Annotated in this window: 21 protein-coding genes; 7 read left to right on the top strand and 14 right to left on the bottom strand. The window is 65.1% G+C overall.

Annotation, left to right across the window (positions count from 1 at the left end):
* Positions 1-121 precede the first annotated feature (121 nt).
* From DGI_RS15950 to DGI_RS15920, 7 genes are all read left to right on the top strand, one after another.
* Complete coding sequence (locus tag DGI_RS15950; protein ID WP_034606970.1) at positions 122-1159, top strand: sigma-70 family RNA polymerase sigma factor; 1038 nt, start codon at positions 122-124, stop codon at positions 1157-1159.
* A 55-nt stretch (positions 1160-1214) separates the two neighbouring features.
* Complete coding sequence (locus DGI_RS15945; RefSeq protein ID WP_021762261.1) at positions 1215-2927, top strand: tetratricopeptide repeat protein; 1713 nt, start codon at positions 1215-1217, stop codon at positions 2925-2927.
* A complete protein-coding gene (locus tag DGI_RS15940) occupies positions 2924-3769 on the top strand; it encodes a hypothetical protein (protein ID WP_021762260.1) in 846 nt (281 codons plus the stop codon). Before DGI_RS15945 ends, DGI_RS15940 begins: the two co-directional genes overlap by 4 nt.
* 36 nt (positions 3770-3805) lie before the next feature.
* Positions 3806-4297, top strand: a complete 492-nt coding sequence (rpiB, locus tag DGI_RS15935; protein WP_021762259.1) for a ribose 5-phosphate isomerase B — start codon at positions 3806-3808, stop codon at positions 4295-4297.
* Entirely contained in the window at positions 4284-5276 is a 993-nt protein-coding gene (gene glpX / locus DGI_RS15930; RefSeq protein ID WP_021762258.1) for a class II fructose-bisphosphatase, read from the top strand. The genes rpiB and glpX overlap by 14 nt, the downstream gene beginning before the upstream one ends.
* Before the next feature lie 89 nt (positions 5277-5365).
* Positions 5366-6460, top strand: a complete 1095-nt coding sequence (locus tag DGI_RS15925; protein ID WP_021762257.1) for a hypothetical protein — start codon at positions 5366-5368, stop codon at positions 6458-6460.
* A 19-nt stretch (positions 6461-6479) separates the two neighbouring features.
* Positions 6480-7295 (top strand): UPF0280 family protein, encoded by an 816-nt coding sequence (locus tag DGI_RS15920; protein ID WP_034606949.1) that lies wholly within the window; start codon positions 6480-6482, stop codon positions 7293-7295.
* A gap of 43 nt (positions 7296-7338) precedes the next feature.
* Here the strand turns inward: DGI_RS15920 and DGI_RS15915 are convergent, their stop codons facing one another.
* From DGI_RS15915 to DGI_RS15850, 14 genes are all read right to left on the bottom strand, one after another.
* The gene (locus DGI_RS15915) at positions 7339-8805 is read right to left on the bottom strand and encodes a chromosomal replication initiator protein DnaA (RefSeq protein ID WP_021762255.1); all 1467 of its coding nucleotides are present in this window, start codon (positions 8803-8805) and stop codon (positions 7339-7341) included.
* A 441-nt stretch (positions 8806-9246) separates the two neighbouring features.
* Positions 9247-9978 carry an FAD-dependent thymidylate synthase gene (thyX, locus tag DGI_RS15910; protein ID WP_021762254.1) on the bottom strand — a complete coding sequence of 244 codons (732 nt, stop codon included), beginning with the start codon at positions 9976-9978 and terminating at the stop codon, positions 9247-9249.
* Between the two features lies 1 nt (position 9979).
* Entirely contained in the window at positions 9980-10945 is a 966-nt protein-coding gene (gene ruvB / locus DGI_RS15905; RefSeq protein ID WP_021762253.1) for a Holliday junction branch migration DNA helicase RuvB, read from the bottom strand.
* Positions 10946-10948: 3 nt separating this feature from the next.
* The gene (gene ruvA, locus DGI_RS15900; protein WP_021762252.1) at positions 10949-11560 is read right to left on the bottom strand and encodes a Holliday junction branch migration protein RuvA; all 612 of its coding nucleotides are present in this window, start codon (positions 11558-11560) and stop codon (positions 10949-10951) included.
* Positions 11557-12105, bottom strand: coding sequence for a crossover junction endodeoxyribonuclease RuvC (gene ruvC, locus DGI_RS15895; RefSeq protein ID WP_021762251.1), 549 nt, complete (start codon positions 12103-12105; stop codon positions 11557-11559). Before ruvC ends, ruvA begins: the two co-directional genes overlap by 4 nt.
* Entirely contained in the window at positions 12102-13472 is a 1371-nt protein-coding gene (locus tag DGI_RS15890; RefSeq protein WP_051286260.1) for a radical SAM protein, read from the bottom strand. The genes ruvC and DGI_RS15890 overlap by 4 nt, the downstream gene beginning before the upstream one ends.
* Before the next feature lie 126 nt (positions 13473-13598).
* Complete coding sequence (locus tag DGI_RS15885; RefSeq protein ID WP_021762249.1) at positions 13599-14201, bottom strand: single-stranded DNA-binding protein; 603 nt, start codon at positions 14199-14201, stop codon at positions 13599-13601.
* Between the two features lie 43 nt (positions 14202-14244).
* Positions 14245-14601: a hypothetical protein gene (locus DGI_RS15880; RefSeq protein ID WP_021762248.1), complete on the bottom strand. Its 357-nt coding sequence runs from the start codon at positions 14599-14601 to the stop codon at positions 14245-14247.
* Complete coding sequence (locus tag DGI_RS15875) at positions 14601-15251, bottom strand: hypothetical protein (protein WP_021762247.1); 651 nt, start codon at positions 15249-15251, stop codon at positions 14601-14603. The genes DGI_RS15880 and DGI_RS15875 overlap by 1 nt, the downstream gene beginning before the upstream one ends.
* Positions 15252-15263: 12 nt before the next feature.
* Positions 15264-17528, bottom strand: coding sequence for a carboxyl transferase domain-containing protein (locus tag DGI_RS15870; RefSeq protein ID WP_021762246.1), 2265 nt, complete (start codon positions 17526-17528; stop codon positions 15264-15266).
* Positions 17529-17593: 65 nt separating this feature from the next.
* Positions 17594-19030, bottom strand: a complete 1437-nt coding sequence (locus DGI_RS15865; protein WP_021762245.1) for a biotin carboxylase N-terminal domain-containing protein — start codon at positions 19028-19030, stop codon at positions 17594-17596.
* Positions 19031-19177: 147 nt separating this feature from the next.
* On the bottom strand, positions 19178-19570 hold the full coding sequence (locus DGI_RS15860) for a PilZ domain-containing protein (RefSeq protein WP_021762244.1): 393 nt from the start codon (positions 19568-19570) through the stop codon (positions 19178-19180).
* Between the two features lie 110 nt (positions 19571-19680).
* Positions 19681-20418 (bottom strand): OmpA/MotB family protein, encoded by a 738-nt coding sequence (locus DGI_RS15855; RefSeq protein ID WP_021762243.1) that lies wholly within the window; start codon positions 20416-20418, stop codon positions 19681-19683.
* A complete protein-coding gene (locus tag DGI_RS15850) occupies positions 20408-21163 on the bottom strand; it encodes a motility protein A (protein WP_021762242.1) in 756 nt (251 codons plus the stop codon). Before DGI_RS15850 ends, DGI_RS15855 begins: the two co-directional genes overlap by 11 nt.
* Positions 21164-21259: the final 96 nt, after the last annotated feature.

The following is a 21259-nucleotide window of genomic DNA, read 5'->3' as shown; positions in this document are numbered from 1 at the left end:
TGGTGCCCCATGCCGAGGCCTGCCGGCGGGAGGGTGCCATATCATGAATGTTCGCAAGCCATCCGGCGAAGCCATCCTGCCATCCGCCACGCCGTCCCGCGTGGTCGCCGAAGCCGAGGTGCTGGACCCCGAGCCGGCAGAGGACGACGAAAGCGACGACCTGGAACTGGACGAAGCCCCCGAGGAGGAATTCCTTGAGGAAGACCTCCCCGCCATCGACGCCTCGCTCGATCCCGACGGCGAAGCCCCCCCGCCCCTCGCCCTGCCCATGCCGGTGTTCAAATCCGGCCCGCGTGCCGGCGCGCAGGATACCCTGCGGCTGTATCTCAAGGAAATCGGGGCGTTTCCCATGCTGGAGCCCGAGGCCGAATTCGAGCTGGCCCGCCGCGTGCGCGACCTGAACGACAGCGACGCCGCCTTCCAGCTGGTCACCTCCCATCTGCGGCTGGTGGTCAAAATCGCCATGGATTTCCAGCGCCGCTGGATGCAGAACGTGCTGGATCTGGTGCAGGAAGGCAATGTGGGCCTCATGCGCGCCGTGCAGAAGTTCGATCCGGAAAAGGGCATCAAGTTCTCCTACTACGCCGCCTTCTGGATCAAGGCCTACATCCTTAAATTTATCATGGACAACTGGCGGCTGGTGAAGATAGGCACCACCCAGGCCCAGCGCAAACTTTTTTACAACCTGAACAAGGAACGCCGCCGGCTGCAGTCCCTGGGCTTTGATCCGGACACCGCCACCCTCTCCAAGAACCTCAATGTGAGTGTGGAGGAGGTGCAGGAGATGGAGCAGCGCCTGGGCAGCCAGGACATGAGCCTGGACACCACCCTGGCGGACGACACCACCACCACCCGGCTCGACGTGCTGCCCGCCCTGCAGCCCAGCATCGAAGATACCCTGGCCCGGGCGGAAATCTCCATCGCGCTGCAGGGGCACCTGGAACGCATCCTGCCCAGACTCTCGGACAAGGAGCGCGACATCCTCGAACAGCGGCTGCTGGCAGATTCGCCGGTCACCCTGCGGGAAATCGGCGAGCGCTACGGCATCACCCGCGAACGTGTCCGCCAGCTGGAAACCCGGCTGCTGCACAAACTGAGAGTGCATCTTACAGATAACATAGACGATTTTTCAAACGATTGGATCGTGCGCAGCGAATAGGCTCGCCGGCGTCCCCTCCATCATCATCAAAGAGTACGTGAGGACCGCACCGTCCATGCGCCGTCATACCATCCTGCCGTTGTTGAGCGCCCTGCTGGCCGGCTGTCTGCTGCTGGCCGCGTGCGCCACCGTACCGAAGAATCCTGCCGGCGCTGCCGCCGGGGGCTGGAAGCTCTCCAAAGACGCCCAGGCCACCTATTATTATCTGTTGCTGGAGGATGCCCGCCGCCAGGAAAACGCCACCCTGGGCGAACAGGCGGTGCTGGAACTCCTGAGTCTGGACGACTCGCCCCAGGTGTTCATAGACTGCGCCAACTTCTTCTGGCAGGCCGGCGACGCCGCCCGCACCCGCATCCTGGTGGAGGAAGGGCAGCAGCGCCACCCGAACAACCTGCAACTGCAGCTACTGCTTGCCCAACTGTACCTGGCCGAGCAACGCTACGACGAAGCCCGGACCCTGCTGGAACACTACCTGACCCGCAACCCGGGGGACCTCATCGCCCGCACCGAGCTGGCCACCATGCTGGTGCAGGCAGAAGTCTACGAGCAGGCCATGACGCTGCTGGAGCAGACGCCCGCCAGCATCCCCCAGGAAAAGCACCCCCGTGAATGGCAGTTTTTGCGCGCCAAGGCCCTCACCGGCCTGGAGCGCCACAAGGAGGCCGTGCCCATCCTCAAGGCCCTGCTCAAGGAGGACCCCGAATTCCTGGAGGCCTGGGCCGAGCTGGCCTATGCCTATGAGGCCATGCAGGACTTCAAGGGCGCCGAAGAGACCTACCTGAGCATCATGGAACTGGGCGAGCCCAGCCGGGAGCTTATCCTTAGATTGGCCGAGGTGAACATCAAACTCGGCAAGCCTAAGCAGGCCCTGAAGTTCGTGGAAAAAGGCCCCCAGGATCTGCCCACCTTCCTGCCCGTGGCCGGATACCTGCTGGATGCCGGCATGTTCGATGAGGCCGATGCCTTCATTGATGCGGTGCTGAAGGAGCATCCTGACTTCAAGGAGCTCTGGTTCCACAAGGCCCTCATCCAGTACGAAGGCCGGAAGGACAGCGCCAAGGCCCTGGAATGCCTGCGCCAGATTCCCGAAAGCAGCCGCTTTCACGAACGCAGCCAGCGCTTTTCCATCCACCTGCTCTTCGAGGCGGACCGCACCGCCGAGGCCCTGGCCCTGGCCCGCGCCAGCCGCGCGCGATATGCCGATGTCAGCGAATTCTGGCTGCTGGAAGCCCGGCTGTTGCAGGAGTCCGGCCAGACGGAGCAGGCCCTGGACCTGTTGCGCCAGGCCCAGGAACGCTGGAGCGACGATCCCGAAGTCCTCTTCACCTATGGTCTGGTGCTGGAACGCGCCGAGCAGCGCGCCGAGGCCTTTGCGGTCATGGAACGCATTCTTGACCTGGAACCGGACAACGCCGACGCCCTCAACTACGTGGGCTACACCCTGGCGGACAAGGGCAAGGATCTGGATCGCGCCCAGGACCTCGTCGCCCGGGCCCTGGAACTCAAGCCCGGCAACGACTACATCCTCGACTCCATGGCCTGGGTCCGCTTCCGGCAAGGCCAGATCCAGGAGGCCTGGGCCATCATCCAGCAGGCCGTGGTGGATTCCAAAGGCCAGCCCGTGGATGATCCTGTCATCTGGGAACATTACGGAGATATCGCCCTGGCCCTGGGGCATACGGCCCAGGCCCGCACGGGGTATGAAAACGCGCTGAAATATCACCACAAAAAACCGGAGACCATCCGCAAGAAGCTGCAGGCGTTATGAGCATCTTCCCCCGGCCCTCCCATTCTCCACGCCTTTTCCGCGTCTGGCAGGCCGGTCTGGTGGCCGCGTGCCTGCTCTGCGCCGCCTGCGCCCCCACGCCTCCGGCGCCAGACCGGTCAGACACCACGATGCAGGAGCGCATCCGGACCATCTGGCAGGCCTTCCGGGCCAAGGGCGAGCAGGCGCAGGCCCCGGCGTTTTCCGCCACGGCCTCCCTCAATTACGCCGGCCCCAAAAGCAAGCACCGTGTGGTGGCCAAACTGTGGGGCAATGCCGAGCTGCCCATCCGGCTGGATCTGCAGGCCGGCGTGGGGGCCATGGTGGGCCACTGGCGGGAAGGGCCGGAGGGATTCCTGGTCTTCATCCCGGGCAACAACGCCGCCTTCCGCTTCCGGGACACCCTGGCCGGCATGGCCGCCTTCGGCATGGCCCTCCCCCTGGATCTGCAGGACCTCGGCCGCCTGCTCATGGGCGACTGGAACGCCCTGCTTCCCCAGGACTACGACACCGCCCAGCCCCAGGGCGATACCGACGCCCCCGTGCGCTACGGCTGCTTTACCGCCCGCGGTCCCATCGCCCTGACCCTGAATGCCGACGGCCTGCCCCTGACCCTGGAGATTCCCGCCGGCGAGGGCGAGGAACCCTGGACCCTGGAGCTGCAGGAACTCGGCGCGCCGGGCTTTCCGCCCCTCACGCCCCAGCGCGTGCGCATGACCCGTACGGCCGCCCGGGAAACCGCCATCCTGTTCCTCAAGGACCTGGAGCTGCGTCCCGCTCCCTGGCCCCAGGACGCCCTGACGCTGGAGATTCCCCCCGGCGCCGTCATCCGTGAGCAACCCTAGCCCCTTTTTCTGCAACAGATCAGCCAAGGGAATATCATGTCCACCCCAACCACCCCCAGACGCGTCTGCATCGGTGCGGACCACGCCGGGTTCGCCCTCAAGGAACAGATCAAGCAGCATCTGCTCGGCAAAGGCCACGAGGTCATCGACGTGGGGACCGACTCTCAGACGAGTTGCGACTACCCCGAATTCGCCCAGCATCTCTGCAAGAAACTCACCTCCAAGGAACTGGGCGAATGCGGCCTGGGCGTACTCATCTGCGGCACTGGCATCGGCATGAGCATGGCCGCCAACAAGTGCCCGGGCATCCGCGCCGCCCTGTGCACCCATGAATTTCTGGCCCGCATGACCCGCCGTCACAACAATGCCAATGTGCTCTGCCTGGGCGAACGCGTCACCGGACCGGGCCTGGCCCTGGCCATTGTGGATGCCTTTCTGGAAGAGTCCTTCGAGGGCGGCCGCCACCAGCGCCGCGTCGATCTCATGGAACCCGCAACCGCCGAGGCCTGCCGTGATGGAAGCGCCTGAGCGTAATCTTGCCCTGGATCTGGTCCGCGTCACGGAATCCGCCGCCCTGGCTTCGGCCCGCTGGCTGGGCCGCGGCGACAAGAACGCCGGCGACAAGGCCGCCGTGGACGCCATGCGCCTTTCCTTCAACTCCCTGAACATCCGCGGCACCGTGGTCATCGGCGAGGGGGAGAAGGACGAAGCCCCCATGCTCTACAACGGCGAGGCCGTGGGCTCGGGCCAGGGGCCGGCCGTGGACGTGGCCGTGGACCCCGTGGAAGGCACCCGCCTGCTGGCCTATGGCCGGCCCAACGCCATCAGCGTGGTGGGGCTGGCCCCTGCCGGCTCCATGTACGCCCCCGGGGCCAGCTACTACATGAAGAAGCTCGTGGTCCCGGCCGCAGCCACGCATGTGATCGGCCATGACGATCTGGATGCCCCCGTGGGGCAGACCCTGCGCAAGGTGGCCAAGGCGCTGGGCAAGGACCTGGACGACATTGTGGTCTTCGTGCTGGACAAGCCCCGCCATGAACTCCTGGTGCGCGACATCCGCGCCGCAGGCGCGCGCATCCAGTTGCACACCGACGGCGACGTCAACGGCTCCCTCATGGCCGTGGACGATCGCGCCGAGGTGGATGTGATGCTCGGCACCGGCGGCACGCCCGAAGGCGTGCTCTCGGCCTGCGCCATCCGCGGCATCGGCGGCCGCATGGTCTGCCGGCTGGACCCGCAATCCGAGGCCGAGCGTCAGCGCCTGCTCAATGACGGCGTGGACCTCGACCGCGTCCTTCTGGAAACGGACCTCGTGGCCGACGACAACGTCTTCTTCGCCGCCACGGGCCTGTCTGGCGGTTCCTTCCTGCGCGGCGTGCAATATCGCGGCCGCGGCGCCGTGACGCACTCCCTGGTCATCCGCGGCAAGACCGGCACCGTGCGTTACATTGAATCCAACCACAACTGGGACAAGCTCATGCGCGTCTCCAGCGTGCAATACGACTGATCCGCCACGGCGCACTCAGGGGCGGGGGGAGCGGCGTGCCGGGCCTCCCGCCCTTTCTTTCCTGGTCCGATTGCTGCATAGTTTCCGCCATGCGGCAACGGCTCCCCTCCCTTCTGCTCCCGGGACTGCTGGTCCTGCTTCTCCTTGCGCCAGGCCCGGCCTGGGCGCTTGTGGATTCCCACGGCCAGGAGCCCATCGGCCCGGCCGGTCACGTGGATTGGATCCGCAAGACCGCCGTGGCCACGGGGCAAGGTTTTCCGCCGTCACGCATCACCGAGCCCGAACGCCGACGCCAGTTCGCCCGCCGCGCCGCCGTGCTGGACGCCCGCCGCAACCTTCTGGAAGTGATCCAGGGCGTGCGCCTGCATGGCAGCACCAGACTGCAGGAAGGCATGGCCGCCCATGATGTGGTGCGCGCGGAAGTGGACGGGTTGTTGACGCATTCCGTCATTGAAGCCCTGGAAGACATGCCCGACGGCAGCGCCCAAGCCCGCGTGAGCGTGGAGCTGCGTCTGGCCGGCCTGGAGTTTCTGCTGCCGACCCCGCCCCGGCCGGCCACGCCGGATCCTCGCCTGCCAGGTGCGGTGCATGGCGACATCAAGACACCGGCCCCCCCTGCCACGTCTGGCGAGCCTGGTGCGTCTGGCGAGTCTGGCGAGTCTGGCGAATCTGGCCCCGGCGATACGCCCTTCCTGGCGCCGGAGGTCCGCGGACTGGTGCAACGGTCCTACCTGGGCGAATCGCCCCCCGTCGCCAGTGAACCGCCGCCCGTGCAGGTCCCGCAGATTCGATCCCCACAGGCAGATCCTGCCGCGCCGGAGCAGTCGGAGGGACCATCCACGGGGATGGTGCCCACGGGCATTGTGGTGGACGCCCGCGGCCTGGGATTCGAACCCTCCCTGGCTCCGTCCCTGCACGACGAGGCCGGAGAGCTGTACCCGGCCGGGCTGCTCACAGCAGAGACCATTTCCACCGAAGGCATTGTCCGCTATTACCGCGATCTGTTCCCGGCCCTGAGCAGCAAGACCGCCGGCGATGCGCCGCTGGTGCTCAAGGGGAAGCAGATTGTGCCCGGCCGTCCCGACGCCCTGCTGCTGGGCCCCGAAGAAGCGCAGCGCCTGCGGGCCGCAGCCGGCGCGCCCGGCTCTCCCCTGCGGCGCGGCCGGGTCATCATCGTATTCTGAACCGAGGCGCCTCCCAGCCATGTCCCCAGCGCATCCTGCCCCGCCCGTGCATGTCGATCCCCACCGCAGCTACCGCCGCCTGACGGCCTGTCAGACCGGCGAGACGGCCTTCCAGCTGGTCCAGGCCCAGAGCGATCTGCACATCGTGGCCCAGGCCCTCCCGGGCGTGGATCTCGTGGCCCTGGCCTCGGAGGCCCTGCGCAAGGTCCGGGCCATGGTCCAGACGGCCATCCTCCTGGATCCCCACTTCCAGACCGCCCTGGCGCCCTTGCCCGTGCCGCCCGTGCCGCCCGTGCCGCCCGTGCCGTCGGACGCCTCGGAGATCGTGCAGGCCATGTGCCACGCCACGGCCCTGTGCAACGTGGGGCCCATGGCCGCCGTGGCCGGCGTGGTGGCGGAACACGTGGCCCGCGCCCTGGCTGCCGCCGGCTGCCGCACCGCCCTGGTGGAAAACGGTGGCGATATTTTTTTGATGGCAGACACGCCCCGCGTGGTGGCCGCCCTGCCCGATCCGTCCGGCCAGGCCCGGCTGGGCCTGCTGCTGCAGCCGGAGGATCTGCCCTGCTCCCTGTGCAGCTCCTCGGCCACCATCGGCCACTCCCTGTCCTTCGGCAAGGCCGAGCTGGTGGTGGTGCGCAGCCCCTCCGCCGCCATGGCCGACGCCGCAGCCACAGCCCTGTGCAACCGCCTGCGCTCCGGCAAGGACATCCCCGCCGTCCTCGCCCACGCACAAACCCTGGCCGGCCTGCCGCCTCCCCTGCGGGTGGAAGGCGTGCTGGCCGTGTGCCAGGGAAAAGTCGGCGTCTGGGGAAAAATGGAGCTGTGCGGCTGCTGATTCGCGAAACGGGCCAGTCGAACAACCGCCCGGGGGTATTCTGCTACCGGGCGCCCACCCGGCAGTAGGCCTTGGCCAGCTCCACGGTGCGGGAAAGCTGCCGGCCCACGGGAGTCTCCAGGTTCATCTCGCGCTCAATGTTCGTGATGCCCTTGATGACGGTGGAGTGCTTGCGGTTGAAGCGGTTGCCGATGTCCTGCAAGGACAGTTCAGTGTGCTTGCGGGCCAGGAAGTAGGCGGCGTTGCGGGCCTGCACAATCTGGCGCTGCCGGCTCTTGGACCGCAACTCGGTGGGGGAAAGCTCAAAGGCGTCGCACACAAAGTCGATGATCCGATCCATGGAAAAGTGCGGAATTTCCGGCTCGTAGTGGCTGAGCACCTCGCAGGCCAGTTCCAGGGTGATCTTGTGATTGAGCAGCCGGGCCTTGAGGATGAGGTTCTGCAGGCAGGATTCCAGCTGGCGAATGTCCGTGTTGATGCGTTCCGCCAGCAATTCCGTCACCTGGTTGGGCAGGGCCACGTGGAAGCTCTTGGCCTTCTGCTCCAGAATGCGCTTGCGGGTCTCGAAGCCGGGCTTCTCGATGACCGCCAGAAAGCCCGAGCAGAACCGCGAAGCCAGGGTGGAATCCACGTCCTTGAGTTCGCGGGGCAGGAACGAAGACGTCAGGATAACCTTGGCCCCACGGTTGCGAAGCGCCTTCATGGTGGAAAGCAGCTCGTCCTGCATCTTCTCCTTGCCCTGGAAGAAATGCACGTCCTCCAGCAGCAGCAGATCCACGCCCTCCCGGAACCGGGCCTTGAAGCGCTCCAGCTCGTTACTGCGCAACGACTGCACCCACAGTCTGCCGAATTCCTCGGCCGTGAGATACTCAACCCGCGCCTGCTGGCGATTCGAGTGGGAACACAGGCTCCGTCCCACGGCTTGCAGCAAGTGCGTCTTGCCCAGGCCGGGAGTGGAAGAAAGGAACACCTGCTCGGATTCCAATTGCTTGTCGCACAAGGCTCGGCTTGCGGCATAAGCCAGCTGATTGCTGGGGCCGACGACGAAGTCGTCGAAGGAGAATTGCCAGCAGGGGCGGGAACGGGGTGCATCGGGCTGCAAAGGCAGCCCCAATTGCCGCGAGCCGGTGGGGGCAGAACACGCGTGAGACGCACTGCGAGGAAGCGGAGCCGGCCGGGCCACGACAGCACCGCCAGACACACTTCCGCCGCGCGAGCTGGCGCCAGACCCGACAACGGCCGCAGCCGTCAGCAGGGCATCGCCCGCCTCGCCAACAGGATCCGCCGAGACCGTGATCTCCACCTGCCTGCCCAGCACTGCCACCGCCGCCTGCCGAATCTGCTCCAGCAAGCGGTCACGAACCCAGATGGCTACAAATTCATTCGGTGCCTTCAGGCATAGATTTGGGCCGCTTGAAACGGCCGTAAGGGGGGCAATCCAGACCTGAAACAAGCCAGGATTGACCGTTTTCTGCAGGATTTGACGAATCTGGTCCCAATGCGTGTTCATGGGGTAAAGCTCTACAAGGGCACACGGCTCGGAGCAAGGGGCGAAAAAGAGTCGGCGGAAGAAGTTGCCTTCGGTTGCTTTCCATAGGGTTGGATCGCCATAACCATCTTGAATAATAGAATGAGACGAGAAATCCTTTAGACTGCTTCACCCTGCTGAACCCTCGCGGGACAAGGGTTTCCACAGGTATCCGCTTTTTTTATCCACACCTGTTGAAAATAGTTTTCCACAGGACGATCTCGCCATATTCAATTTTTCTGATGGTGATGCATTTTTTTGCCCTCCGGAGGGGGTTGACAGCCCTCCCAGCTTGGGCAAAACCGGCGCGCGACGAGACAAGCAACCACTCCCACACGCCGGTTTCTCAGGCAAAATCGACCATTCTTCCCCCCCTCAGGGAGTGTATCTTCATCGTGCGTAACGTTACAAATTTGAGGCGAATCAGGCGATCGTGCGAAGGGGGTACCGGCCACAGGTGAAGCGCTCGCCCTCGGGACAGTAGCCCAATTGTTCGCACCGGGCCCCGGCCGCGGCAAAGAGTTCCGGCAGGGCATCCCGGCACAGGGCCAGCATGTCGTTGGCCAGGCCGCGCACTTCCCACTGCGCCCGGCTGCAGCAGCGCAGGGAGAAAAAATGCAGGAGCGACCGGCAGTTCATGGTGACAACAATCTTGGACTCCGCCGCCTGCGGCAGCACGAACCGCGCATCTTCCTTGGCCTTGGCGCCGCGGCCTGCGGCTTCCAGCAGGGCTTTCAATTCCTGGTATGCGCTGGCAATTTCCGTCATGCAGGCCTCGAAGCGTTCCAGGGCGGCCGGATTCCGGGCAATGGCCGGGGGCACGAGATAGTCGAAGTCCGTCTCGTCCACGTAACGCTGGCTCTGCTGCGAGTAGGACGCGATGCGGTGGCGCACCAGCTGGTGCGTGCACGCCCGCGAAACACCCTCCACGGCAAAGGTGAAGCTCACGTGTTCCACGGGGCTGTCGTGGCCAGACTCCAACACCTGCCGGACAAAGGCGGCCTGTGTGTCGCGGCTGATTTCTCCGGCGACGAGTCTGGGCCACATCTCGCCCACGAAGCCGGTATGATAGCATTGGCGGAAGGCGGCATAGATCAACGACAACGCATCCGGCGTCACGGCCAGAAGCCGGACCCGGCGTTGGGCGCAGGGCATGTCAAACTCCCATCAACAGGCCAAGGTGCTTGTAGGCCCGCGCGGTGGCCACGCGGCCGCGCGGGGTGCGCTTCAGGAAGCCGCGCTGAATGAGAAACGGTTCATAGATGTCTTCGATGGTCCGCACTTCTTCCCCCACGGCCACGGCCAGCGTCTTCACGCCTGCCGGCCCGCCGCCATAGTGGTGGATGAGCACCTCCAGGAGCTTGCGGTCCATCTGGTCCAGGCCGTGTTCGTCCACGTCCATGCGTTCCAGGGCCTGGCTGGCGACATCCTTGCTGATGACGTCTTTGCCCTGCACGGCGGCAAAGTCCCGCACGCGCCGCAACAGGCGGTTGGCGATGCGCGGGGTGCCGCGGGAGCGCCGGCCGATCTCCAGGGCGCCGTCCTCGTCCACGGTGGTCTGCAGGATGCGCGACGCCCGGTGGACGATGCGCGCCAGCTCCTCCGGGCTGTAGAATTCCAGGCGCAGCAGCGCGCCGAAGCGGTCCCTGAGGGGCGAGGTGAGCAGCCCCAGGCGCGTGGTGGCCCCCACCAGGGTGAAAGGCTCCAGATCGATCTTCACCGTGCGCGCGGCGGGTCCCTGCCCGATGATCAGATCGAGGCTGAAATCCTCCATGGCCGGATAGAGTATTTCCTCTACGGCCGCGGGCATGCGATGGATTTCGTCCACAAAGAGGATGTCGTTGCGGGCCAGATTGGTCAGGATGGCGGCCAGGTCGCCGCCGCGTTCCAGCACCGGGCCGGAGGTGCACACCAGGTTCACGCCCAGCTCGGAGGCCATGATGCGCGCCAGGGTGGTCTTGCCCAGGCCGGGATTGCCATAGAACAAGGTATGGTCCATGGCCTGACCCCGTTCGCGGGCGGCCTGGAGATACACGGCAAGGTTGGCCCGAAGCTCCTCCTGGCCGATGAAATCCCCAAGCCGTTGCGGGCGGATGTGATCGTCTGGGCAGGCAAGTTCCATGGGCTACTTCTTCATGAGCCGTTTGAGCACGGCGCGCAGGGCGGCGGAGACGTCCAGATCCGGCTCGTCCTTGAGCACGGCGTCCAGGTGCGGGCGGATCTCGTCCTCCACGTATCCCAGGTTGGTCAGGCCCGTCAATGCATCTCTATAGACCATTGATTTTCCAGCCAAAACAGGCGAAGCGCCGGGCGTCTTGCCCTTGCGGCCGGCCGGAGCCTTGAGCTTGTATGACAGCTCGAAAAAAATGTGCTCCGCGCTTTTCTTGCCGATGCCGGACACCACCGTCAGGGCGCTGGCATCCTGCTCCAGGACCACGCGGTGCAGGTCCTCGGGGGTGAAGACGGACAGGATGTTCACGGCCGTCTTGGGCCCCAGGCGGGCGATGGAGATAAGCAGAGCGAAGCAGTCCCGGGTGTCCCGATCCTGGAAACCGAAAAGCTCTATGGCGTCTTCGCGCACGATGGTCTGCACGTGCAGCGACGCCTCCTGGCCCTGCCTGAGGCTGGCCAGGACCGGGATGGGACACGTCAGCTCATAGCCCACGCCACCGGGGGTGAGCAGCACGCAGGATTCCTCGTCGCAGTACGTGACGGTGCCGTGCAGGAACGCAATCATGGCGTCATGGCCCTCCCTCGTCCGCGCTTCGCTGTGGTCTCTGCTGTGGCGGTCAGGCGGGCGAAGCGGCGATGGTTCAAGTGGCAGACCGCCACGGCCATGGCGTCCGTGGCGTCCATGGCGTAGGCGCCCTCCGTGGCGGCGAGGATGCGGCGGACCATGAAGGCCACCTGCTCCTTATCCGCCCGTCCTGTGCCCACCAGGGTCTTTTTGACCACCGACGGCTCATAGCCCGTCACCGGCAGTCCCAGCACGCCGCAGGCGGCCAGGATGGCCCCACGGGCCTGCCCCAGGACCAACGCCGAGGCGGCATTCTTGGCCGTGAAGATTTCCTCCATGGCCGCCTCGTGCGGGGCGTGCCGGTCGATGAGATCCGCCACGCCGCGATACAGGCGCGCCAGACGATGGGCCATGGGCAGGGAGGGATCCGGCCGCAGGGTGCCGGCCTCCACCAGACAGGCCTTGCCCGAGCGCTCTTCCACCACGGCATAGCCGGCCACGCGGCTGCCAGGATCGATGCCGAGCACACGCACCGCAGCGGTCATGCCGCCACCTGGGCATCACTGGCGGCAACAGTGGGCGGTCCTTCGGTCCCCAGGCAGGACACCAGCCCCAGGGGCCAGGGACAGTGACCGCACGGCACGCCGCCGCCCAGACAGTCGCAGGCATCGCCGTAGGCGGCCTGGATAAGCTCGCTGCAGGGCGAGGCGGCGCAATCGTAGCAGCGCGGGGAGGCGCTGGCCTGGGCCTCGGCGCGAAAGGCCCGGGAGGAGGACGCGTTCCAGAGGGCGTCCATGGCTGGCGCGTCTGCCGCGCCCAATCGTCCCAGAAAGGTCGCCGCAATGCGCTTGGGCCGGCCCTGCTCTGCCGTCACGTGCGTATGCCAGAGGAAATGACAGGGCGCGACATTGCCGTGCGCATCCAGGCAGGCGATGTTCCGCGCCAGGAAGGGACACTCGCGCACATCCGCCGCAGCCAGCGAGGGCAGATGCAGCCGCAGGCCGTGCCGGGCAGCCTGCTGGCGCGCCACGGCAAAGAGGTCCGGCAGTTCCTGCATGGCCTCGTCCGCCGCCCATGCCACCAGGGACTTGAGATTGATGGGTACGCCCTGCTGGCAGGCTTCCTCGCGCAGGGCCGCTTCCACGACTTGCAGCCGGCGCTCCTCCCCGGTCATGGTCAGCCGGAACCGCAACTGCAGCTTCAGGATGTCCTGAATGTTGAGCCCCTGCCTCCTGGTCTCGGCCTCGGCCTGCCGGAACAGGGCCACGGCCGCGGCGGCGTTGGGGTTGGACAGGGACTCCCCGGCCCACTGCGGCGCCGGTGGCAGCAGGTGGCTCACCAGCACGAAATTTGCGCCCTGACCGGCGGCCCAGTCCAGCAGTCCCGGCAACGCGCGGCGGTTGCTGCGCATGAGCACGCATTCCACCCCCAACTCCAGCGGCCGGCCGGCACGGGTGCGGGCCTCGCGGAAGCAGGCAAAGGCGCTTTCGATGGCCGGCAGAAAGGACCCGCCATGCAGGGGCTGGTTCGGGGCAGTCTCCAGGGCATCCACGGAGAGGCAGAGCTGATCCAGGCCGGCGGCGGCCAGGCGATCGGCAAGGGCCTGTGTCACCAACAGGCCGTTGGTCTGCAGGCCGATGCGGGCCGTGGCAGGCAGCCGGGCGCGCAGCCAGGCGACGATCTCAACAATCTGAGGATGCAACAGCGGCTCGCCCAGGCCGGCCAGGCTGACGCGCTCCACCCCGGGCAGCACGGTTTCCAGGGCGGCCAACGTCTCGAAGGCAAGATCGCCATCGGTCATCACGCAGCCGGGCGTCTGCCGCGGGCACATGCCGCAGGCAAGGTTGCAGCGGGAAGTGGGTTCGATGAGCAGCACGCGGGGGGCGGCGACACAGGCGGGAATGGCGGTCATGAATCGCTCCGACAGGCAAGACAACGCAGGGGCAGTCCTTGGCGGCTCGGCCGCGGCAGCGGGACGCCCCGTTCACCCCATAGCAAATGGCCCGAGAGCAAAAGCCCCCGGGCCGGGATGGTTCCGTTAAAACGGCATGTCGTCCATGCTGCTGGCCTCCGACGGGAAGGCCGGGCCGAGGTCCTCGTCCTGACGCTGCTGGGGCGCAGCCTGGGGACGGCGCGGGGGCTGCTGGCCAGCCGGCTGGGGACGAGGCTGCTGCCGCCCGGCTCCGCCCTGCTGGTAGCCACCCTGCTGCGGCCTGTTGCCGGTGCGCTGGCCAGGAGGCGGCGGGAACTCGCCTTCGTCGCCATACCCGGCAGGGGCCTCGGGGCCGTCATAGGCCTCGCGCGAGCCCTTGGAATCGAGGAACTGGACGCGGTCGGCCACCACCTCCGTGGACTTGCGGGGATTGCCCTGCTGGTCCTGCCATTTGCGGGTCTGCAGGCGGCCTTCCACGTACACCAGGGAGCCCTTGCGCAGGTAATTGGCGCAGTTCTCGCCGGAACGATCCCAGACGACGATATCGTGCCACTCCGCCTTGTCCACGCGGTTGCCGTCCCGGTCGTTGTACGATTCATCCGTGGCGATGGAGAAATTGGCCACGGGCTTGCCGCTGTTGGTGTAGCGCAGTTCGGGATCACGGCCCAGGCGGCCGATGAGCATGACCTTATTGAGGGTGGGCGCCATGGGATACTCCTTGTAGTGATGACGATCGATGAAGGCAGCGACGTTAGTCAACCACCGGCGGCGCCAGGGCTTCCAGCTCGGCCAGCACGTCTTCCAGTTGATCGGACAAGGCGTTGGCCTCGCCGGGCTTCCAGTCGGCCAGGGCATTCTCCAGGCTGCGTTTGCGGCTCTTGGCCACGGCCAGCTTGCGCTCCAGTGCGGCCTTCACATCCTTGGGATGGTTGCCAAAGTTCAGGGCATCGTCAAGGGCTTCCACCAGCTCCAGCACGCCTTTCTTGGGCTGGGGCCCGGCGGTGGGCACAGTGCCCCAGGCCAGGTGATGCAGCCTCGGCCAGACCTTTTCAATGTCCTCAGGCCGATACGTGTACGCCGAGACGATAACCTGCAGGTGCCGGCCCATCAGCCCTGCTCCTGCCACTCGGTCTGCACCCGGACCACCACATCTTCGATGAGGGTCAGCTGCTCCGGCGGGCACACGCCCACCAGGGGCTCGCCGGCGTCCACATTCTGGTTGTGCTGAAAGTACACCGCATAAATGACGCCTTCGGGCCCCTGGTAGCTCACCGGGGCCTCGCGTTTCATGCGGGACATGATGAACAGCTCCAGCCCTTCGTACACGGTGACCGAACGCGGGCCCGAGGCCTTGATCTTCAGGTCCACCTCGGGCGTGAAGTAGTACTTGGCCCGGTCTGGCGCGCGGAACAGGTGCAGGGCCTGCTTGAGGATGATCTGCTGCACTTCTTCCTTGGACAGATAGTGCCGGATGCGGGCGATGGGCGTGCCAGCCTCCACAAAGGTGCCGGCCATGTCCGTGGCCAGCCAGACCAGATCTCCGGTTTGCGGCGCCACAATGGGCTTGGGGTTGCGCTCGCGCTCCAGGGTTGCCAGCGTGGTGCCGGGCACTTCCTTCCAGGTGCCGCGAGGGCCGTGCACCTTGGCGCCGGGGGCGATATCCGGGAAGCTGACCACGCCGGTGTGCGGGGCCAGGATGTCCACTTCCTCAAAGGGAGAGGCCTTGATCTCTTCCAGGAGGGCGGTGACGTCGAGCATGGTCCTTTCCTCCTAGCGGTAATAGACGTTGCGGCCGCCCATGGTGAGCAGGGCCTGGATGCAGTTGGCGCGCAGTTCCCGGCGGTCCCAGATGCCCTGGATGTGCCCGCGGGAGAGGGCGCGATAGGCGCGATGGTAGTCCGGCGGAATATCCACCCCGGTGGTCTCCTTGATGACGCCGGGCCCGGCAAAGCCGATGTTGGCCGAGCGCACGCTGAACTGATACGGCGAGCAGCCCAGGAAGCTGGCCACCGGACCGGCGTAGGAATTGGTGTCGTAGATGACCATGTAGAGCCCGCCGGCGTCGATGTAGCGGCGCACGGCCATGGTGCAGCGCGGCATCTGGATGACGCCGTTGGTGCCTTCCTGAATGCGGATGCCGGCCGTGCCGTGCACGTAGGCGATGAAGGGGAAGCGCTTCTTCAAGGCGCGCTCGGCGGCCTGGAAGAACTTCTCGCCCTCGGCCGCGCCTACGGATCCGCCGCGGAAGGTGCCGGTGAGCATGGCCACCACCACGCGGGTGTTGTCGATGCGGGCCTCGAAGGTGCGGCAGGCGCTCTTCATGCCTGTGCGCTTTTTGGCTTCATCCAGCTTTTTATCCAGGTCCGGATAGGCCAGGGGATTGCCGGCCTCGATTTCCGCGTTGAACTCATACACCGAGCCCGGATCGCAGATATTGTTGACGAACCAGTGCGGCTCCATGGAGAAATGATGCCCGCAGTAGCTGCACACGCCGGCGTGGTCGCCGAAGAGGTCCGGGGCCCAGAGATCCAGACAGCCATGGGTGACGGCGTTAGGGCAGGTGATGGCCCGGTCTTCCTTGGCCCTGGGGCTCACCCAGCGCCAGCCGCTGCCGGCGGCCGGGTCTTCCCAGTAGGAAAGCTCGGTCAGCTCCTTGGCCTTGCCGTGGTTCAGGGTCGGCTTGGCATTGAACATGCTGCGCACGGCCCGCCAGGGGGCGAGCAGTTTGCCCACCACATACTGGGCTTCCGCGCCCACTTCTTCCAGAGCGTGGACCACCACTTTCTGGTGCTTGCGCAGGAAGTCGTATTTGAAGAAGGAATAGACGCTCCAGCCCACATCGTGCAGGCCGGCCAGGAACTTTTCCTTGCCGGGCCGCGTATCCCGGGAGGCCCAGCGGCTCATGCGGGCGTGGCGGGCGTAGCGTCGGGCCAGGAGATCTTCCTTGGCCGTGGAGTTCAGGCCCCAGCGCACGTAGAAGTTTTCCGTGGTGTAGGCGCCCTGCTTGCGACGACGTTCCATGCGGCGCACGCCCATGGCCCGGAAGAACTTGATGCCCTTGAACTTGAGGAATACTTCGTCCGTGGCGGCCACCACTTCCTGGCGCAGCAGCTTGAAGAAGTCAAAGTGCTCGGGCCGCGCACCCAGCGGGGGTTCCTGGATGATGCGATCAATGTAGCCGAAGCGCACGTTGTCTTCGGCGGTGATCTTGAGATTCTTGGCGCAGGCCTCAATGAGTTCCGGCGTGGCCCGCTGCCCCTGACGCAGGCGGCCCTCGATGGCGGCCGCGCCTTCGGGCGAGATGACCGAATAGTAGCCGTGGGAGAGCATGAGCCGCATGTCTGCCAGGGCGATGGCCTCGGCCCCGCCGGAGCCGCCTTCGGAGAAGATGGCCACCACCGGCACCTTGAGGGCCGACATTTCGTACAGGTTCTTGGCAATCTGCTGCGCCGCGCCGGGATAATCCTCAATGGGATAGGCCCCGGGGGTGAAGACATAGGTATGGATGGGGATGTTTTCCGTCTCCGCCACCTTCATGTAATGCAGGGCCTTGGCATTGCCCCAGGGCTTGACCGAGCCGCCGTTGCGGAACTCCTGGCCGTGGCCCTTTTCCTGCCCGATGACCATGACCGGCTGATGCACCGCCTTGCCGCGGGAGCGGCGGGTGATGTACGCCCGGGCGATGACGATGGACGGGTCGATGGAGTATTCGTCCTGCCCGCCGATTTCCGTATAGTTGTCGTAGACGTTTTCCAGGATGTCCTTGAGGCAGATACGCTGTGAATGGCGCACGATGCGCACGCGATCCATGGGCGTAAGTTCCTGTTCGAGCTGCTTTTCGGCAAAGTCGAAGAGCTCTTCCAGGGTCTCCAGGGCCTTGATCCTGCGTTCCTGGGTCCAGTTTTTTTCCAGGGTCTGGATTTCCGCCAGCTCGCTGGCCAGCAGACGGGAGTGATCGTTCTCACGATGGCCGAGGATGTCCTGGATGTAGCGCAGGCGTTCGGCCAGAATATGCAGTTTCTTGTCGGTATCCATGCGAGGCTCTGTATGGTGTGCCGGTGCGTAGAGGGTGCAGGTGCCGAAAGCGGCAGCAACGGGAGCTAGAATTCCAGGATGGTGTCTGTTCTGGCATGGAGGAACGCCAGATTGGACTGCATGGAGCCGCCGGCGTTGTCCCGGCCCTCCAGGATGGTGTGCTGGAGGAATTCCTTGCCCCTGGCCTTGGCTTCCGCCAGGTCCGCGCCCCAGATGATGGCCAGGGCGAGGTTGGGGTCGTACTCCGTGGGAATGTCGTAGGGGGTCTCGGGGTCGAACCAGGTGGGCACTTGCGTATGCAGGTGCACCCAGTCCCGCTTGGGAGTTTCAAAGCGGGTGATGCGGCCCACCCAGGGGGCGAACTTGTTTTCCGGGCTTTCGGCGATCACGCGGTATTCGATGCCCACGCCCTCGAACAGGATGTCGTTCTGGGTGTAGCCCATGGGCTCGCCCAGGCCCATGCGAATCTGCTCGGCAATGATGTTCACGTCCGCCTTGGTGCCGTCCTTCTTGCGGATGCGGCTGATGGTGGCGGAAACGCCGTTTTCCACCTGGATCCGGGTATTCACTTCCATGAGGAAGGGATTGCCCGCCGGCGTGACGATCCACTCCCAGGTGCCGACGTTGTCGTACTTCACCTCGCGGGCCATGGTCAGGGAGTGCTGGGTAATCTCGTCCAGCACCTTGGTGGCGTCGAAGTTGTACGAGATGGTGGAGGGGTCGAAGCCGGGCGCCACTTCGATGCGCTTCTGCCTCCCCGTGGACTGCACGGTGCAGTTGCGGGTGCCAAAGTGGGCCACATGGCCATGACGATCCGCCGCCACCTGCACTTCCAGGTGGTTGAACGTGTGCACCCGCTGCTCGATGAGCACGCCTTCGTCCCCGAACTGGCGCTTGGCATAGTTGCGGATGCGGCGATACACGGTACGGAAGAGGTCGATATCATGGACTTCTTCAATGCCCATGCCCCCGCCGCCAGCCGAGGCCTTCACCAGCGCCATGGGCCGCTCGATGCCCTGCTCTGCCTGAAACGCGAACAGGCTTTCGGCAATCTCCTCGGCTTCCAGCTCATCGTAAATCGGCTTGTCCGATCCCGGCACCGTGGGCACGCCCAGGGCGCGGGCCAGCCGCTTGGTGTTGATCTTGTCCCCCAGCTCGCGGATGACCCGCCAGGACGGGCCGATGAACACAAGCTTGCGGGTGCGTTCCGTCACCCGGCGGGCGAAGCGGAAGTCCTCTGCAAAAAAGCCGTAGCCCGGATGCACGGCAGTGGCGCCGGTGGCGTCGGCCACGGCCATGAGCTCGTTGGCGTCGGTGTACGAGCTGATGCGGCACACAGCCTGTTCCCCGCCCAGCTTCCTGGCCAGGGCCACATGCCCGCAATGCACGTCCACCGGGGTATACACGCAGACGAACTCCACCCCGAGCTTCTTGCAGGATTCAATAATCCTGACGGCGATCTCTCCACGATTGGCCACAAGGACCTTGTGCGTATCCACCAATTCTTGCTCCACTCTGCGCAGCCCGGGGTGCGGTGCCCCGGCCGGCGTGATTTGGTTATGCTTGTCTCGACTTGAGCAGCCAGGACGCGCCGCGCGCCACAGGACACGAAGACAGCCCGCAGCCTGCCAGTCTGGCAAGACGCAGGATCAACGACCGTCTTCGCGGGCGCGCTTGAGCGCAATGAGCCGTTTCTGCACTTCGAGCACCAGCTTGTCCAGCCTGGCTTCCTTGCGCGGGTCCAGCTCTTCGAAGGTGCAGCCCGCCTCGCCATGGGCAAACACGCGGCGGACCTTGGCAAAGAGACCGGAGATAAAAAGTTTCTTGTTCAATAGCAAGTCGCAGGCAAAGACCTCGCCCCAACCCAGTGCACCTTCTGGCACGTCATGCAACGCAAGGCCCGTGGCGGAGATATCGCCCACAATAACAGCCCGGTTGAGCTTGGGAATCCACAGCTCAAGGCCTGTGGCCCGAACACGGTACGCATTGCGCTTGTTCTCGCCCACCTCGGGCAGATCAATGGAAAAATCGTCCTGCTCCATGCCCGCCCCACCCTCTTGTTCAGGATGTTCCAGGTTGCATGCCGCGCATGGCCCCGGCGGTTGGCTGCAGATACCTCAAAGGGTCCCGGCAGGCAAGGGCCAAGACAGCCCTACTTGCCCACCTGCCGTTGCAGCACAAACTCCACGCGCCGGTTCTTGGCCCGGCCGTCGTCATTGGAATTGGGCACGATGGGGTCCAGATCGGCCAGCCCGGTGGCCGTCATGCGCTTGGGCTCCACGCCTTCTTCCAGCAACAGCCGCAACACATTGACCGCCCGCATGGAGGAAATTTCCCAGTTGTCCTGAAACCGGCCGCCCGGCGCAGGGGGCACGTCGTCCGTGAACCCCTTGATGTTGATGATCTGATCCACATGCTGGATGAACACATCGCGCAGGCCGGCAATCGCCTGCCTGCCCTCCGGGCTCAACTCCACGGAGCCGGAGGCGAACAGCATATCCGATGGCACCCGCATGGTGATGATCCCTTCGTCAAACACGGCGCTCACCACGCCCTCCACGCCCTTGCGGTTCAGGAAGGTGCGGATTTCCGAATACACCTGCCGCTGCTGGGCCATGATCTGCTTTTGCAGCAACACCGTCTCCAGGATGGCGCCTTCATCGTTCTGCAACTTGGAGACCTGCATGCTCTTGGCATCCGTGCCCAGGGCGCGGCGCACGGCGGTAAAGGAATCCGTGAACCGGCGCGTGTCCAGGGACGACATGGAAAACAGCAGCACGAAAAAGGCGAACAGCAAGGTGACGATATCCGAGTACGTGACGATCCATTCGTTCAGATCGCCGTCGTCCTCGTCAATGTCTACGGAAAGGGAGTTGTGTTCATCGTCCATCAACACGCTCCGCCGGCGGAATAAAGGAGGAGAGCTTTTCGTACACCAGTCTGGGGTTGTTGTTTTCCAGAATGGATTTGGCGCCCTCGAAGATGATGTTCAACTGCACTTCTTCCTGCAGCGTCCGCGCCTTGAGCTTGCCGGCCATGGGGATGAAGATGAGGTTGGCCATGAAGGAGCCGTAAAACGTGGTCAGGATGGCCAGGGCCATGGCCGGGCCGATGGATTTGGGGTCGTTCAGATTGGTGAGCATCTGCACCAGGCCGATGAGCGTGCCGATCATCCCGAAAGCCGGCGAGTACGCCCCCAGCCGCTTGAAGACGGAAATGGAGATGTTGTGCCGGCGCTTCATGGTGGCGATTTCGATCATCACCGTATCCCGGATGAGCATGGGATCTGCGTTGTCGGCGATGAGCTGGCAGGCCTTCTTGAGGATGGCGTTTTCCGTCTTGATGCGTTCCAGCGCCACCAGGCCTTCACGGCGGCTGATTTCCGCAATGCGCACCATGGTGCTCACCACTTCCTGCGGCTTCACCCTGCGGGCCATGAACACCCGCATGCCGCCGGAAAAGGCGCTGGCCACCTCTTCCAGGGGGAAGGTTACCAGGGTTGCGGCAAAAGTCCCCCCGAACACGATCATGGCCGAGGGGGCGTCCAGGAAGATGGAAATAGGGCCGCCCATCAGGATGGCCGCAACCACCAGGACAAACCCAACGATGATGCCGAAGAGCGTTGCAAAATCCATGGGAGGGGTCTATGCTCCAGCAGTCAGAAGGTACATGTTTCTTGGCCCTCAACTGTTCAGGCGCGGTGCTGCACGGCGCACGCCCACGCGCCCTCC

The sequence above is a fragment of the Megalodesulfovibrio gigas DSM 1382 = ATCC 19364 genome (assembly GCF_000468495.1).
Classification (GTDB): Bacteria; Desulfobacterota; Desulfovibrionia; order Desulfovibrionales; family Desulfovibrionaceae; genus Megalodesulfovibrio; species Megalodesulfovibrio gigas.
This window is presented reverse-complemented; position numbering and strand designations above follow the sequence as displayed.